Annotated in this window: 12 protein-coding genes; 8 read left to right on the top strand and 4 right to left on the bottom strand. The window is 39.9% G+C overall.

The genetic code is table 11. The features are described 5' to 3' along the window. Positions 1-65 precede the first annotated feature (65 nt). Genes IGI58_RS10905 through IGI58_RS10915 form a run of 3 tightly spaced genes read right to left on the bottom strand, consistent with a single transcriptional unit; the run spans position 66 to position 3,839 of the window. On the bottom strand, positions 66-1,211 hold the full coding sequence (locus tag IGI58_RS10905; protein WP_429953376.1) for an ArgE/DapE family deacylase: 1,146 nt from the start codon (positions 1,209-1,211) through the stop codon (positions 66-68). A 34-nt stretch (positions 1,212-1,245) separates the two neighbouring features. Beyond that, positions 1,246-2,643, bottom strand: coding sequence for an MFS transporter (locus IGI58_RS10910; RefSeq protein WP_429953375.1), 1,398 nt, complete (start codon positions 2,641-2,643; stop codon positions 1,246-1,248). Positions 2,644-2,645: 2 nt separating this feature from the next. Beyond that, entirely contained in the window at positions 2,646-3,839 is a 1,194-nt protein-coding gene (locus IGI58_RS10915; RefSeq protein ID WP_225534808.1) for a M20 family metallopeptidase, read from the bottom strand. A 189-nt stretch (positions 3,840-4,028) separates the two neighbouring features. On the opposite strand from IGI58_RS10915, the gene IGI58_RS10920 reads away from it, so the two are divergent. Beyond that, positions 4,029-6,368 carry a helix-turn-helix domain-containing protein gene (locus IGI58_RS10920; RefSeq protein ID WP_429953374.1) on the top strand — a complete coding sequence of 780 codons (2,340 nt, stop codon included), beginning with the start codon at positions 4,029-4,031 and terminating at the stop codon, positions 6,366-6,368. A gap of 71 nt (positions 6,369-6,439) precedes the next feature. Beyond that, complete coding sequence (locus IGI58_RS10925; RefSeq protein ID WP_429953373.1) at positions 6,440-6,913, top strand: glutathione peroxidase; 474 nt, start codon at positions 6,440-6,442, stop codon at positions 6,911-6,913. Between the two features lie 125 nt (positions 6,914-7,038). Here IGI58_RS10925 and IGI58_RS10930 read toward each other — a convergent pair whose 3' ends face one another. Further along, on the bottom strand, positions 7,039-7,125 hold the full coding sequence (locus IGI58_RS10930; RefSeq protein ID WP_140405355.1) for a type I toxin-antitoxin system Fst family toxin: 87 nt from the start codon (positions 7,123-7,125) through the stop codon (positions 7,039-7,041). 184 nt (positions 7,126-7,309) lie between these two features. Between IGI58_RS10930 and kdpF the strand changes: the two genes are divergently transcribed. The 6 genes from kdpF to IGI58_RS10960 are packed head-to-tail and all read left to right on the top strand — an operon-like array spanning position 7,310 to position 15,087. After that, a complete protein-coding gene (gene kdpF / locus IGI58_RS10935; protein ID WP_087642151.1) occupies positions 7,310-7,390 on the top strand; it encodes a K(+)-transporting ATPase subunit F in 81 nt (26 codons plus the stop codon). After that, positions 7,387-9,069, top strand: coding sequence for a potassium-transporting ATPase subunit KdpA (gene kdpA / locus IGI58_RS10940; RefSeq protein WP_429953371.1), 1,683 nt, complete (start codon positions 7,387-7,389; stop codon positions 9,067-9,069). The genes kdpF and kdpA overlap by 4 nt, the downstream gene beginning before the upstream one ends. 19 nt (positions 9,070-9,088) lie before the next feature. Then, complete coding sequence (kdpB, locus tag IGI58_RS10945; RefSeq protein WP_429953369.1) at positions 9,089-11,149, top strand: potassium-transporting ATPase subunit KdpB; 2,061 nt, start codon at positions 9,089-9,091, stop codon at positions 11,147-11,149. Between the two features lie 33 nt (positions 11,150-11,182). Continuing rightward, positions 11,183-11,713 carry a potassium-transporting ATPase subunit C gene (locus IGI58_RS10950; protein ID WP_429953368.1) on the top strand — a complete coding sequence of 177 codons (531 nt, stop codon included), beginning with the start codon at positions 11,183-11,185 and terminating at the stop codon, positions 11,711-11,713. A 14-nt stretch (positions 11,714-11,727) separates the two neighbouring features. After that, entirely contained in the window at positions 11,728-14,388 is a 2,661-nt protein-coding gene (locus tag IGI58_RS10955) for a DUF4118 domain-containing protein (RefSeq protein ID WP_429953367.1), read from the top strand. Further along, on the top strand, positions 14,389-15,087 hold the full coding sequence (locus tag IGI58_RS10960) for a response regulator (RefSeq protein ID WP_225534814.1): 699 nt from the start codon (positions 14,389-14,391) through the stop codon (positions 15,085-15,087). It begins immediately after the preceding gene. Positions 15,088-15,237: the final 150 nt, after the last annotated feature.

A 15,237-nucleotide genomic window follows, 5' to 3' on the forward strand; every position in this document is an offset into this window, starting at 1 on the left:
AAACAGGACTACAAGTTAATGAAAAAAAGCCGAGATGAATTCTTCCATCTCGGCTTTTTTTCACTCTATTTCAAATACTCTTTAGCAATCGATTCATTGATCGTGATCATTTGGTAAAAGTCATCGATATTTACAAATTCATTTGGCTGGTGAGCGTATTTTGTTTCACCAGGACCTAAGATCAAAATAGGAAAATCTTTTTCTACTCGTCCAAATTGTGAACCATCTGTATAGCCTGTCATGCCGAAGGTCTTCGCAGGTTTACCTGTTACTTTAGAGACGACCTCTTGTGTCAAGACGGTAAATGGATCATCAAGCTCTGTTCTCATTGAAGGTAAATCGTTAATAAACTCGATTTCTGCTTTAAATCCCGGAACAGTTTCAGTCAGTTTGGCCAGCATATCGTTGAATTGTTGTTTTAGCTCAGCGTGATTTTGTGCTTTGATCGTGCGGATATCGATTTCTACTGTACATTTATCGGGAACAACATTGGTGCCGTTACCACCGTTGATAATGTCCAGACTAGAAGTAGATGCGCCCACTAATTCATCGACAGATTTAGAGAAATCAAAGGTTTCTTTAAATGCATTTAATACCAAAAGCATATGTTCGATTGCGTTGACACCTTGATCAGGCATAGAACCGTGCGCTGTTTTTCCGTAAGTTGTGATTCGAGGCCATAAAGCACCTTTATGAGCCACACCGATTTCTACATTTGTTGGTTCACCAATGACTAAGGCATCAAGATCGTCAGCATAGCCTTCATCGACTAATTGTCCTGATCCGATCGCGCTTGTTTCTTCCCCAACCGTCGCTAAGAGTTTGATACTACCTTTAAACTGACTGCCCGCTTCTTTTAAACGGATCATAGCTACAACTGCTGCTATCAGCCCTGACTTCATATCGCAAGTGCCTCGGCCGTAGAGCAAGCCATCTTTTTCAACTGCTGCAAATGGATCTTCATCCCAAGGGATTTCTCCGACAGGCACAACATCCATATGACCAGAAAAACCTAAAACAGGACCAGATGCAGTGCCTTTCAACGTAGCGACCAGCTGGCTTCGTCCGTCACTGTAAGTCACTTGCTCACAAGGAATATCATAGGAGTTGAATAGCGCTTCAAGCTTGTCAGCCACTTGCTTTTCTTCTCCTAAAATACTTTTGATTTGAACGACTTCTTTTAATAATTGTAATGCTTCTTGATTGTTCATCCGTATTTCCTCCAATTTATGAAATAAGACTAATTTAATTACGTTTTTCTTTTGGAATGATAAAAAGAATAGAGCCTAATGCTAATACACAAAACAGGATATTCGTTAGTAATCCGCCTGTGGCACCTAATGTGTAATTCCCTGATGCACTCAAGCCGTTATAAACAGCTGCAGAAATTGCTACGCCGAGTGCGCCGCCTAGAGAGCTGGCCATTTTGTAAATACCGGATGCAACCCCTGCTTTTTCATTCGGTACACTTGAAATCGCTGTATCGGTAGACGGTGTTGCATACATACCAAGTCCCATACCAAACAAGCTATAGCCGATAAAAACAAGGACAAAATAAGCTGTACCTGTGATCATGGTCAACGCCATCAGACCAACACCTAAACCTGAGAGGATGGTTCCCCAAAGCATCGGTTTTTTAGCACCGATCGTTTGCAATAATTTTTCCCCAATACGGATCGTGATCAACACTAAGCAAAGGTAACCAATAGAAAGCATTCCTGTTTTAGCTGATGAAAGGCCGCGTCCTTGTTGGACATACGTATTAATAACGATCAATGTTCCAGCGACAGCGTTTAATAAGAAGTTTGAGATCGTCGCACCGAGATAGCCGCGGTTTTCAAAGAGTGAAAATTCTACGAAACTGTTGTCGATCGCTTGTTCAACTTTGTAAAAGGCGATCAATCCAGCTATTATGATGACAGCTAAAATCAAGACGATCGGACTGGTCCAGCCTAATTCAGAACCTTTAGAAACAACGATATTCAAAGCGACCATTGAAATAATAAAGAGAAGTAAACCAACTGTATCGAATTTGCTGTTGCTGTTTGTTTCGACTTTGCTTTCAGGAGTACCGAAGATCAATAGTGCGCTGATAATAGAAATAATGATTGAAAAAACAAATACATAGCGCCAACCTAAAGAACTAGCGATCGCTCCGCCGAAGAAAGAACAAAAGCCTGAACCGCCCCAAGAACCGATCGACCAGTAGCTTAGTGCCCGTTGGCGGTCTTTTCCTTCATAATATGTTTTTACTAAAGCCATTGTCGCCGGCATGATACAAGCAGCGGATAAACCTTGTAAAATACGACCACCGATAAATAACGCTGGACCATGGGCCACGACTAATGCACCTGATCCGATCACACTTAAAATCAGACCGATATAAGTCAATTTCATTCTGCCTAATTTATCGGCTAAACCGCCGGCAACGACGATAAAGATACCGGAGAATAACCCCGTCATAGAAATACCAATGCTTAAAATACCTGATGAAACCCCTAAGTCACGCTGAACATCCGGAGCCATATTGAGTAACGATTGAGCGAATAACCAATAGGTCAATACGCTCAAAACGATCCCAACTAATAATTTATTTGTTCCTTTATATGTTGCAGTTTCTGCTGTGTGTGTTGTTGCTTTCATGATTAAACTCCTTCAGATAAGTAATGTAAAACGGCTGCTCCCATTGATTTTGCTGCGATCAGCAAGCAGTCTTCATCGATATAAAATTTTGGATGGTGATGTGGATACATCGGCGTGCCTTCTTTGTGTGCGCCAACGAAAAAGAAACAACTTGGACGTTCTTTAGCATAATAAGCGAAGTCTTCAGAAGGTGTTTGCGGACCGCATTCTACTAAATGTTTGATTTCGGGAATTTGCGCTTCTGTAAGTGCTGCTGCGACCATTTCAGTTGTTTGTTCATCATTGACACAAACAGGATAATCATTGGCATAATCAAGATCGTACTCAATACCAAACGCCTTGCAGACACCATCTAAAATTTGTTTAAATTCTTTTTCCACGATTCCACGTGTTTCTTCCTTCATGATCCGTACATCGCCTTCAAGAGTAACGGAATCTTTGATTACATTCGCTGACCCTTTGCCATCAAATGAACCGATCGTTACAGTGGCTGTATCGAAAGGATCGATGCGGCGGCTGACGATCGTTTGGACAGCAGTCACGAATTGTGAAGCAGCAACGATCGTATCGTTTGCATCCTGAGGTGTTGAACCATGCCCGCCTTTTCCTTGTAAAACGACTTTAAAGGTTGCACGGCCGGTATGAACAGAGCCTTTGTGATAAAGGACATCCCCTAAAGGCATCATACTCATGACATGGATACCTAAAACGTGATCCACACCGTCTAAACAACCGGCTTCGATCATTCCTTTGGCTCCGCCTGGCGGAACTTCTTCAGCAGGTTGATGAATGATTCGGATCGTACCAGGCAACTGATCTTTCAGCTCGATCAAAGAATCTGCTAGAATCATCATGTAAGCGGTATGGCCATCATGACCACAGGCATGCATCACGCCATCAGTCTTAGAGGAAAAATCCAGACCTGTATCTTCTTGGATCGGCAAAGCATCAAAATCTGCTCGAATCGCCAAAACAGGTCCTTTTTTACCGCCATGAATATCGACTAAAAGACCATTTCCGCCGCCGATATGTGTTTTTACTTCACAATCTTTGCCCGCATAAAAGTCAGCAATATATTGTGCAGTCTTGGTTTCATGAAATGATAATTCTGGATTCTCGTGAAAATGTCTGCGAATCTTGATCATTTCAGCTTCTTTTTGTTGAAGCAACGTAAATAATTGGGTTTTAATATCCATTCTTTGTGAATCTCCTTTCAAATACACTCCATAGTTTATACCTATTTTTGACTAAGACAATGCGGATATTTTCTTAAATTCAGGATAATTTTTATTAAACAAAATATGAGAAAATAAACAACTTGTTAAAGAACGATATTTTCTGAAATGTGCTACAATATTAGAGAAATCTGATAAAGGAGCAAACAAATGATTGCAAATGAAAATTATCACGTTCGTTATCATCAATTGACTGATGAAAGACAAGAATTAGCCAAAGAAACAACGATTCTGCTCGTTTTAAAAGGGAAATTGTTGATTACGATAGAAGAAAAAAGCGAAACGATCCAAGCTGGAGAACTGTTTGTGATCAATGCCAGTGATTATTTTGTCTTGAGTAGACAGACACATGAATCCTGTTTTTATATTGAATTGACTATCAATAGTCTGTTCTTTGCTTCCCAGTTTCCAGCTTTTTTCTACACGTACTTTGATTGTCGACCTAAGCAAAAAGAATATGGGAAATTGCATGCAGTTTTATCCTTAAGAAGACAGATCGCTGAGTTATGTTTAGTCAAATTCAGTGAGGAATCCGCTAAGCAATTAAAAGCTTCGTTATACTTGACCCAAATTATTTTGTCTTTGGTACACAATTTTCAAAGGGAAGAAGAGAGTACGGCGCTACATTCAGAAAATCAGACATTGAGAGATATCTTGGAATATATTGAAAATAATTATCAGAGAGGAGTGTCTTTAGCAGAGACGGCAGAGCACTTTTTTATGTCAGAACCGACATTATCCAAATTTTTTAAAAAGGAAACAGGTGATTATTTTTCCCATTATGTTCGATCACTTGCGGTCAAGCATAGCTTAACAGAGCTGCTTTATACGAAAAAAAGTATTGAACAAATTGCTCTTGATGTAGGGTTTCATAGTAGTAAGACCTATCGGGAACAGTTCAAGAAGCTTTTTCAGGTGTCGCCAACAGACTATCGTTTCGCCCATTTATCTAAAAAAGAAGTCAGCCCAACGCTGCATTTGAAAGCATCTACTGCTGATTTAACGATCAAAGAAATTTTGCCCCCATTATATAGCTATCTTCAGACGACGTTAGAAGAAGCTCAGAGCTCTGAGCTTTCATTAAAAACTAAGCAATTACAGATTACTTGTGAAAAAACAGTGACAGATTATCAAAAGAAAGAAGTGATCATCAAGGTCGGTACTCTGGAAAATTTAGCGTTGAAAAAGGTGCAAGAAGAACTTATTGAATTGAATGAACAAATAGGAATCGATTACATCAGTGTGCATTCCTTATATGCTCAGTTGCCGCTGACCGTTCAGATTCATCAAGAAGCTGGAATGAACTCTTTTCCAGCCTTTGAAAAGCTGGATTGTATATTGGCATTTTTGAATGAACATCGATTCCGCCTATTTTTTCAACTATCATTGCCAAAGTTCAGGGCAATGGGTGCCTATGAACGAGAAAATTATCGTAAATTTTTCAGACATGTTCAAAGTACGTTCGGTAAACAGATGTTGACACACTGGAAAATCAATTGCCGGTTTGAAGAGCAGCAGACAGACAATTATCATTCTGAATTTTTGGAGCTGAAGAAAATCATAGATAGCCAATTCCCAGAAATCGAAATAGGTGCAGAATTGTCTTTAGATGATCCATTCTTTGAATATGATGAGTTGAGCTCATTCCGATTTTTCTTTAAAGAAATTGCTCCTTTTTGTAAATTTGTTTCGTTTTCGGCGGAACCGAATTATGTGTTTAGGAATTTAGACAGCACGTTTCCCGATTTAAAGAATTATCATCAATATGTGCTGAATAAAACATTCTATATCAAGCATCTCATGAAAGAGTTTGACGTGAAATTACCCTTATATTTAACGGAGTGGAATACATTGACAGGAATGACGCGTATCAGTAACGGTACATTCTTTAGAGGAGCGATCATTCTAAAAGATTTGTTGATGTTGACGCCATTACTACAGGGCTATGGTTTTTGGCTGAATATCGATCTATATGAGGTCAACACTCAAAATCGTCCGCTGAAAAATGATGGATTGGAACTTTTTCATTATCATAGCGGCAAACGTCCAGTGTATTTTTGCTTATGGCTAGCACGTCGACTGGGTGGAACTGTTGTAGCGGCAGGAGAAGAGTATATAATGACGGATAACAATGGGAAATATCAGCTATTGCTGTTCAATACTAATTATTTTGATCCGCACCTTTCTACGGAGGAAGCTTTCTTAAAAAGCCATTCGGTAAATATCGAACTGGATCTATCGAAAATCAAGCCAGCACAGTATCAGGTCAAGCAAATTGAGTTTAATCGCTACAATGGCGCATTGTTTTATACTTATGAAGAATTTAAAAATGCGGCGTCACTTGATCTGGAAGCACAGGAATATATTATGAATAAAAGTCGGCCTAAGATGAGAGTATTTGATGTACACATTCAAGAAACCTTTCATTACTTTGTAACATTAGATACGAACGGCATTGTTTTGTTGGAAATGACTCCGATTTATTATTGAAGCGTGTATTCTTGACGAATCCCTTTTGACTAGCTAGTATTTAGAAAAGAGTATAGAGAGGATGATAGAGGATGAGTATTTATGACTATCAAGTAAAGACGACTGACAACGATACAGTTTCGCTAGAGAAATACAAAGGGAAAGTCCTGTTGATCGTCAATACGGCGACCGGCTGCGGTTTTACTCCACAATATGAGGGATTAGAAAAATTATATAAAGAGTATAAAGAGCAAGGATTTGAAATTCTGGATTTTCCTTGTAATCAGTTTGGGCATCAAGCGCCAGGAACGAATCAGGAAATCAGCGATTTTTGTCAATTGACGTATCAAACGACCTTTGAAACATTTGGAAAAATCGATGTGAATGGTGAAGATGTTGACCCATTATATGCTTTTTTAAAAGGCGAAAAAGGCGGACTTTTAGGTGGAGCGATCAAATGGAACTTCACGAAGTTTTTAGTTGATCGTGAAGGCAAGGTCGTGAAGCGTTTTGCACCAACAGTAGAACCAGAGAAAATCGCTGGAGATATTGAGAAATTAATGTAAAATATAACATTCTTCTTGATGTTTAAATGCTGATCATGGTATACTACCTTTGAAAGCCAAAAACATCAAGTACACAAACCCCCTAGAGCTTGGGACTCTAGGGGGTCTTTTTTTGTCGCCTATTTTCACTTCTTCTTTCTGTTATTTAACCAATACTCGAATAGAGCTAGCAAAATCCCGACAAGAAGTGGACAAAGAAATGCCAATAACATCAAGCACACCTCCTTTCAGTCGCAAAACTGTAAGAAAAGGCGACAAAATAAAATACGCATAAATACGGATAAATAGGTTCTTCTTCACGTATAAAGATTCTATAAAGAAAATCCCTCCACTTTAACACTATCTTTATATAAAAACTGATATCATTTTTTTATCAAATGAAGGAGAGGAATTTTGATGACGATTATTTCTGGAATTATCGCAGCGTTATTGCTTATTTATTTATTTTACCAACTACTTTGGGGGGATCAACAGTGAGTACTATTTTGATACAGCAGTTCTTCTTTTTTATTGTGCTGATAGGGTTAGCGATTCCATTAGGTGTTTATATGAATAAGGTCATGACTGGACAGAAAACATTTATGACAAGGATACTTGCGCCAGTTGAGACAAAAATATATCAGTTTTTAGGCAGTCCGGCACAAAAAGCGATGACCGCAAAACAATACGGTGCAAGTGTCCTGTTTTTCAGTTTGTTCTCGTTTTTACTACTGATGGGTATGCTTGTGACACAGGGGTTTTTACCGCTAAATCCAGAGAAGATGCCAGGAATGAACGTATCCCTTGCTTTTAATACAGCGGCAAGCTTTGTAACAAATACGAACTGGCAGGCGTATGCAGGAGAAGAATCATTGTCGATTTTTAGTCAGGCATTTGGCTTAACCGTTCAGAATTTTGTTTCTGCTGGTGTAGGAATTGCCGTTTTATTTGTTTTACTTCGTGGTTTTGTGAATCGGACAACGAAGCAGATTGGAAACTTCTGGCAAGATTTAACGAGAATCATTTTATATGTATTATTACCACTCTCTTTTATCGTATCGCTCCTTTTGATCTCTCAAGGTGTTGTTCAAACCTTTGCTGGATCGGTTGAAACAACGAGTTTAGAGCTTGGAGAAAAAATCTTTTTACCGTTGGGAACTGTAGCCAGTCAAGTGGCGATCAAACAATTAGGAACAAATGGTGGCGGCTACTATGGTGGAAACTCTGCTTATCCTTTTGAAAACCCTAATTTGATCAGTAATTTTATTGAAAATATTTCTATTTTACTGATACCAGCTGCTTTGATCGTTGCTTTTGGATTATTCGTCAAGGACTGGAAGCAAGGCAGAACGATCATGATCGTGTCTCTTGGTTTTTTGATCGCAGCTTTGATCGGTGTGACCTTGAGTGAATATTACGGACCACAGTTTCAGCAAGTGATCGGTCAAATGAACCTTGAAGGAAAAGAAACACGTTTTGGTATTGGCTGGTCAAGTTTATGGGCTGTTAGTACGACTGCTGCGTCAAATGGTTCGGTCAATGCGATGCTAGACAGTTTCACACCGCTGGGCGGTTTGCTGCCGATGTTCTTGATGCAGCTTGGTGAAATCATCTTTGGCGGAGCTGGCAGTGGACTTTATGGCATGATCGTCTTTATTTTACTAGCCATTTTTATTGCAGGTTTATTGGTTGGACGAACACCCGAATATTTAGGGAAAAAAATCGAGCCTTTTGATATGAAAATGGTTTGCTTAGTGATTTTGACTCCGCTGTTATTGACCTTGATCGGAACAATGTTGTTTATTTTGAATCCTCAGGCAATGAGCTGGTTAGGCAATCAGGGCCCTCACGGATTTTCAGAGATCCTCTATGCCTTTTCTTCATTAGCAAATAATAACGGAAGTGCATTTGCCGGATTGACTGTAGATACGCCATTTATGAATTTGCTTGGTGGTGTGATCATGATCCTATCTCGTTTTATTCCTATGTTGGCAGTGATTTATTTGGCCTCTAATTTAGGGAAAAAGAAAATCGTTGCCACAGGATCAGGCTCATTATCAACAACGAATGCGACCTTTGTGACGATGCTGATCATCGTGATTTTAGTCGTAGGAGCACTAAGCTTTTTACCAGCAATGGCATTAGGCCCGATCGCTGAACATTTCATAACTAAATAAAGCAAAGAAGGGGAAAAAATTGAAAAAAACACAAAGTAAACGCACCGTTTATTTAGACGCTTTGCGGTCTTCCTTTAAAAAATTAGCTCCCGCTGTTCAAATAAAAAATCCTGTCATGTTGGTTGTTTACCTCGGCGCAATGCTAACGACCGTTCTTTATATTTTGACTTTTACAGGATACACAGACACAGAACCATTCTTTATTCTAGCGATCGCATTGATTTTATGGTTGACGATTTTATTTGCAAATTTTGCTGAAGCGATCGCAGAAGGAAGAGGCAAGGCTCAGGCAGAAAGTTTAAAGCAGGCAAAAAAAGATGTCATTGCGCATAAAGTTGCTTCAGTAGAAGACGCTGAGCTGAAAAAATTCAGCGAGGTCAAATCATCAGAGCTGAAAAAAGGCGACCTCGTTTACGTTTGCGCAAATGAACAAATTCCTATGGATGGCGATGTGATCGATGGAGCTGCCTCTGTTGATGAAAGTGCGATCACAGGAGAATCAGCACCAGTGATCAGAGAATCAGGAGGTGACCGAAGTGCAGTAACAGGAGGGACAACGGTCGTTTCTGACTATTTGGTGATCAAAGTAACAGCTGAAAATGGCGAATCTTTTTTAGATAAAATGATTTCTATGGTGGAAGGAACTGAACGTAAAAAGACACCAAATGAAATTGGTTTACAAATCATTTTGATCATGTTGACGATTATTTTTCTTTTTGTTTCGGCTACTTTACTGCCATTTACTAAATTTTCCAGTGAATTGGTTGGAAATGGCTCTGCATTAGCATTGACTGTGATCACCGCGTTATTGGTATGCTTGGCGCCGACAACGATCGGTGCATTAGTTTCTTCGATCGGGATCGCGGGCATGAGCCGTTTGAATAAAGAAAATGTGATCGCCATGAGCGGACGGGCAATCGAAGCGGCTGGAGATGTGGATATTTTATTACTAGATAAAACAGGAACGATCACCTTAGGGAATCGTCGCGCTAGTGAATTTATCCCTGTGGCAGGGGTGTCTGAATATGAATTGGCGGATGCAGCACAGCTTTCTTCTTTAGCAGATGAAACAGCCGAAGGGCGAAGCATCGTCATTTTAGCAAAGGAAAAATTTGATATCCGCGGACGTGAGCTTAATCATGTAGACGTTGAATTTATTGAATTTACCGCTAAGACTAGAATGAGCGGCATCGATTATCAAGGGGATGAAATCCGTAAAGGTGCGGCTGATACAATGAAAAATTATGTGGAAGAAAAAGGCAATCAATACCCTGAAGAATGTGATCAGATCGTCCAACGTGTAGCCAACGAAGGTGGAACACCGTTAGTTGTTGTTAAAAACAATCAAGTATTTGGCGTGATTTATTTGAAAGATATCGTCAAAAACGGAGTAAAAGAAAAATTTGATGATCTACGTAAAATGGGGATCAAAACGATCATGATCACAGGGGACAATCCGATGACTGCTGCAGCAATTGCTGCAGAAGCTGGTGTAGATGACTTTCTGGCAGAAGCAACACCGGAAAATAAGATGAGCTTGATCCGTGATTACCAAGAAAAAGGACACTTGGTTGCCATGACTGGAGATGGGACAAATGATGCACCGGCGCTTGCTCAAGCAGATGTTGCTGTTGCGATGAATACAGGGACGCAAGCGGCTAAAGAAGCCGGTAATATGATCGATCTGGATTCCAGTCCAACGAAATTGATCAGTATTGTTAAGATCGGTAAACAGCTGTTGATGACACGCGGTGCATTGACGACCTTTAGCATCGCCAATGATATCGCAAAATATTTCGCGATCATCCCTGTTTTATTTTTCAGTATTTATCCTTCTTTAGAAGCACTGAATATCATGAAACTGACAAATCCGACAACGGCTATTTTATCAGCGATCATCTATAATGCGTTTATCATTGTAGCGTTGATCCCTCTTGCATTGAAAGGTGTTCCGTATAAAGAAAAACCAGCCAGTCAAATACTGCGTCACAACTTGCTGGTATATGGTTTAGGCGGAGTAGTCGCGCCGTTTATTGCGATCAAATTGATCGACCTTTGTCTCACATTTTTATTGTATTAGTTCGTAGTTTATATAAAGAGGAGAGAAAAAACAGTGAAAAAAACAATGATTGCCTCATTAAAGAGTCTCGTAGTATTCACCTTATTGTGCGGTGTGTTTTATACAGCAGCTGTCACTGCGGTCGGTCAAGTGCTTTTTTCATCTCAAGCTAACGGCAGTTTAGTAAAAACAGAAAAAGCAGGGAAAAAGCAGATCATCGGCTCCAAATTGATTGGACAAGAGTTTTCAGCGGATAAATATTTACATGGACGACCAACGACAGTCAGTCAGCTTTCGCCAGTATCAAAAGAACAACAAAAATTGATTGATGAAAGAATCGAACAAGCAGATTCAAAAGAAGTTCCGATCGAATTGGTCACCGCTTCAGCCAGTGGTGTTGATCCAGAAATCTCGCTCGATGCTGCAATGCTTCAGGTTTCACGAATCGCCTCAGCGAGAACGATGAAAAAAGAAGAGGTCCGTGATATAATCAAACAAAATATCACGGGGCTCAAAATCGGACCAGCAGACTCAAGACGGATCAATGTGTTAGGCGTCAATCAAATGCTGGATGAGGCTAAATAAAGGATGGTATCAACGTGACTGAGGAACGGTTAGATCCAGAATACTTATTAGAGAAATGGAAGAAAAACGAACAAAGCCTGAGGTCTGGTAGACTGAAGGTTTTCTTCGGTTATGCTGCAGGGGTAGGAAAGACTTATGCTATGCTGAAAGAAGCGCATGAGCAACAAGCAGAAGGAAAGACAGTCGTCGTGGGGTATGTAGAACCTCATGCTAGACCTGAGACAGAAGCCTTGGTCAAAGGGCTTCCCATTATGCCGACTAAAAAGTACACCTACAAAGGAATCACGATCCGAGAGTTTGATGTAGATGCTGCTCTAAAAGAAAAGCCGGATCTTATTTTAGTGGATGAATTGGCTCATACAAATGCTGTGGGCGCCCGCAACAAAAAAAGATATCAGGATATCGAAGAATTATTGAAAGCTGGAATCGATGTTTATACGACAGTGAATGTTCAGCATATCGAAAGCTTGAATGATATCGTTGAACAAGTAACAGGTGTTCATATTTCCGAAACAGTTCCAGATACTTTTTTTGAAGCAAGTGCTTTAAAAGTCGTTGATATTGAAACAGAAGAGCTTTTAGAGCGTCTAAAACAAGGGAAGATCTATCATTCAGAAAACGCCAAAAAAGCGATGGCGAACTTTTTTACCTCGGACAATCTCACACTGTTAAGAGGACTTGCCATACGTAAAGCCTCCGATCATATCAATACGACAAATCAACAGGAAACGCAAAAGAGTACAGGAATCCATTCTAAATTACTAACAGTTATTGATGAGAAAAATCCTGAAATGACTAAAAAATGTTTACGTTGGACCGCTCGATTAGCACAAGCATTGGGAACTGAGTGGATCGCATTGGAAATTTTAGAAGATCTGTCTGAGCATTCCGAGTCAGAAAACGCAAAATTAGCAACGAAATTAGGCGGTGAAGTGATCACTTTAGAAAGTGATAATCAAAGAGCTACGATCATCCAGTATGTCAAAATGCGCGGTGTCACGGATCTTGTGATGGGGAAAGTCATCAATCGCTCTCGTTTCATTCGCTTATATCGGCCGGATCTAGAAGATGAGCTTGTTTCCTTCATCCCGGATGTGGACATCCATTTAGTGCCTTATCAGTCAAATAAGTATCTTTTGAATAAATATGCTGCAAAGAAAAAAAATCTGAATACCGTTTTCACTTGGAAAGATTTTTATATGACACTGGGGTTGTTGGCGATGGCGACTATTTTATCAGAATTAGGTTCGTACTTTCATATTGGCGACCAAAATCTGATTCTGATCTACATCTTATTTGTATTATTGGTAGCTAGAGCCACAACGGGTTATTTATGGACAGCGCTAGCATCGATTGCTAGTGTGCTGATGTTCAATTGGTTTTTTGTAGCGCCGCTTTATTCATTGACAGTCTATAAACAAGGCTACCCATTGACCCTCTTTTTTATGCTTTTGGTTGCTTTGTTAGTCAGTAATTTGATGATGCAGATCAAAAAACAGGCTTTTTATGCGATGAAACGTGAACATCAGTTGGAAATTTTATATGAGCTAAATAAAAAATACTTAGTAACTCATGATCAAAAAGAAATTCTAGCAACAACTGCCGACTATCTATCGAACATGCTGGATCGTGAAGTCGTGCTTTATGATGAACAGGAAGTCAAAGAACCAAATGGCGCACCGATCAAAGGGCCGTTAAGAAGTTTGGAAGAATTGGCAGTCGCAAATTGGGTCTTTGTCAATCAAAAGCAGGCTGGTTATGGAACAGATACATTGATGGGGGCTAAAGCACTCTATCTACCAGTACTATCAAATGGTGCAACCTTAGCTGTGATCGGTATTGAAAAAAGTAAAGAGAACCCGATCACGGATGAAATCATTAGCTTCCTAGAGCTGATCTCGACACAGTTGGCACTTGCCCTCGAACAAAATATACTCACCTCAGAGCGTCAGCAAATCTTATTTGAAAGTGAAAAAGAACGAATGCGCGGGAATTTATTGCGGGCGATCTCACATGATCTGCGTACACCGCTCACAGGGATTTCGGGCTCAGTTGAAGCTATTCTTGCAGAAGATAAAAGTACTTTACTGCCTACAGAAACGAAACAAAAACTACTGGTTGGGATCAAAGAGGATGCAGACTGGTTGATTCGTATGGTAGAAAATCTATTATCGATCACTCGGATCAATGAGGAAACTATGAAAGTCGCAAAACGTAAAGAAGCGGTTGAAGAAGTTGTTGCTTCGGCGATTCAGCGAATTAGAAAAAGCTATCCAACAAGTGAAATCAAGGTTTCTTTACCAGAAGAATTTGTTTTAGTACCGATGGATTCTATTTTGATCGAACAAGTGCTTTTTAATTTGATGGAAAATGCTATTCGTCATTCCAATTGCCGATCAGCGATTTTTGTGACGGTCTCACTAGCTGAAAATGATGCTGTATTCGAAGTGGCAGATCAAGGACAGGGCTTAACTTCAGAACAGCTGAAAGGTCTATTCAGCGGAATGAACCAGCAAAGTACACCCGTCGATTCAAAAAATGGCATGGGCATCGGATTATCCATTGTAAAAACGATCATCTTAGCACACGATGGGGCACTAAACGCCGGCAATCGACCACAAGGGGGCGCATTCTTTACCTTTACACTCCCGCTGGAAAGAAAGGAGCAACTATAAATGGCAACGATTTTAATCATAGAAGATGATGATGTAATTGCAGAGTTTATGGGCGCCGTTTTAGAAAAAGAAAAACACACGATCTATATCGCACGCTCGGCTCTTGAAGGCTTGTCGACGTATCGAATGTGGCCTGTCGATTTGATTTTGCTGGACCTTGGCTTACCAGATCAAGATGGGATGGATGTATTGAAAAGTATTCGGGCAGCCTCCTCTATACCGATCATCATTATTTCAGCTCGGGATCATGAGGATCATAAGGTAGAAGCCTTAGATCTTGGAGCTGATGACTATATCACCAAGCCGTTTGGCACTCCTGAGCTTTTGGCTAGGATCAGAACAGCCTTACGTCATGCGGCGGCTCATTCGAATACACAAGAAGTTAAACAAATCATAAATGGAGATTTGTGTATCGATATTGAACATCATCAAGTGACAAAACGAGGACAAATCATTCACTTGACGCCAAACGAATACAAGATCATCCAAGTCTTAGGTGAAAATATGGGAAAGGTTTTGACACACACCTATATTTCTCAAAAAGTCTGGGGACCATACAGCAATGAAAGCCAGACACTAAGAGTCAATATGTCGAATATTCGTAAAAAGATCGAAGAAAATCCAGTAGAACCGGAATATATTTTAACTGAGATAGGAATCGGCTACAGAATGTTGGAGACAAAAAAAGCGGTCGACTAAAAGAATATAAAAATCTAAGCCTTCAAAAAAGGTTGATGACCTGAAATGAGAATCGAAACACCATGTTATAAAATATTGAAAAAAGCAACGCAGAGCAGTCTCTTGACTTGTTTTGTGTTGTTTTTTCAATATCCACCTAAAGTCTATCTG

It is taken from the genome of Enterococcus sp. AZ020, assembly GCF_050499205.1.
Classification (GTDB): domain Bacteria; phylum Bacillota; class Bacilli; order Lactobacillales; family Enterococcaceae; genus Enterococcus_L; species Enterococcus_L dunnyi.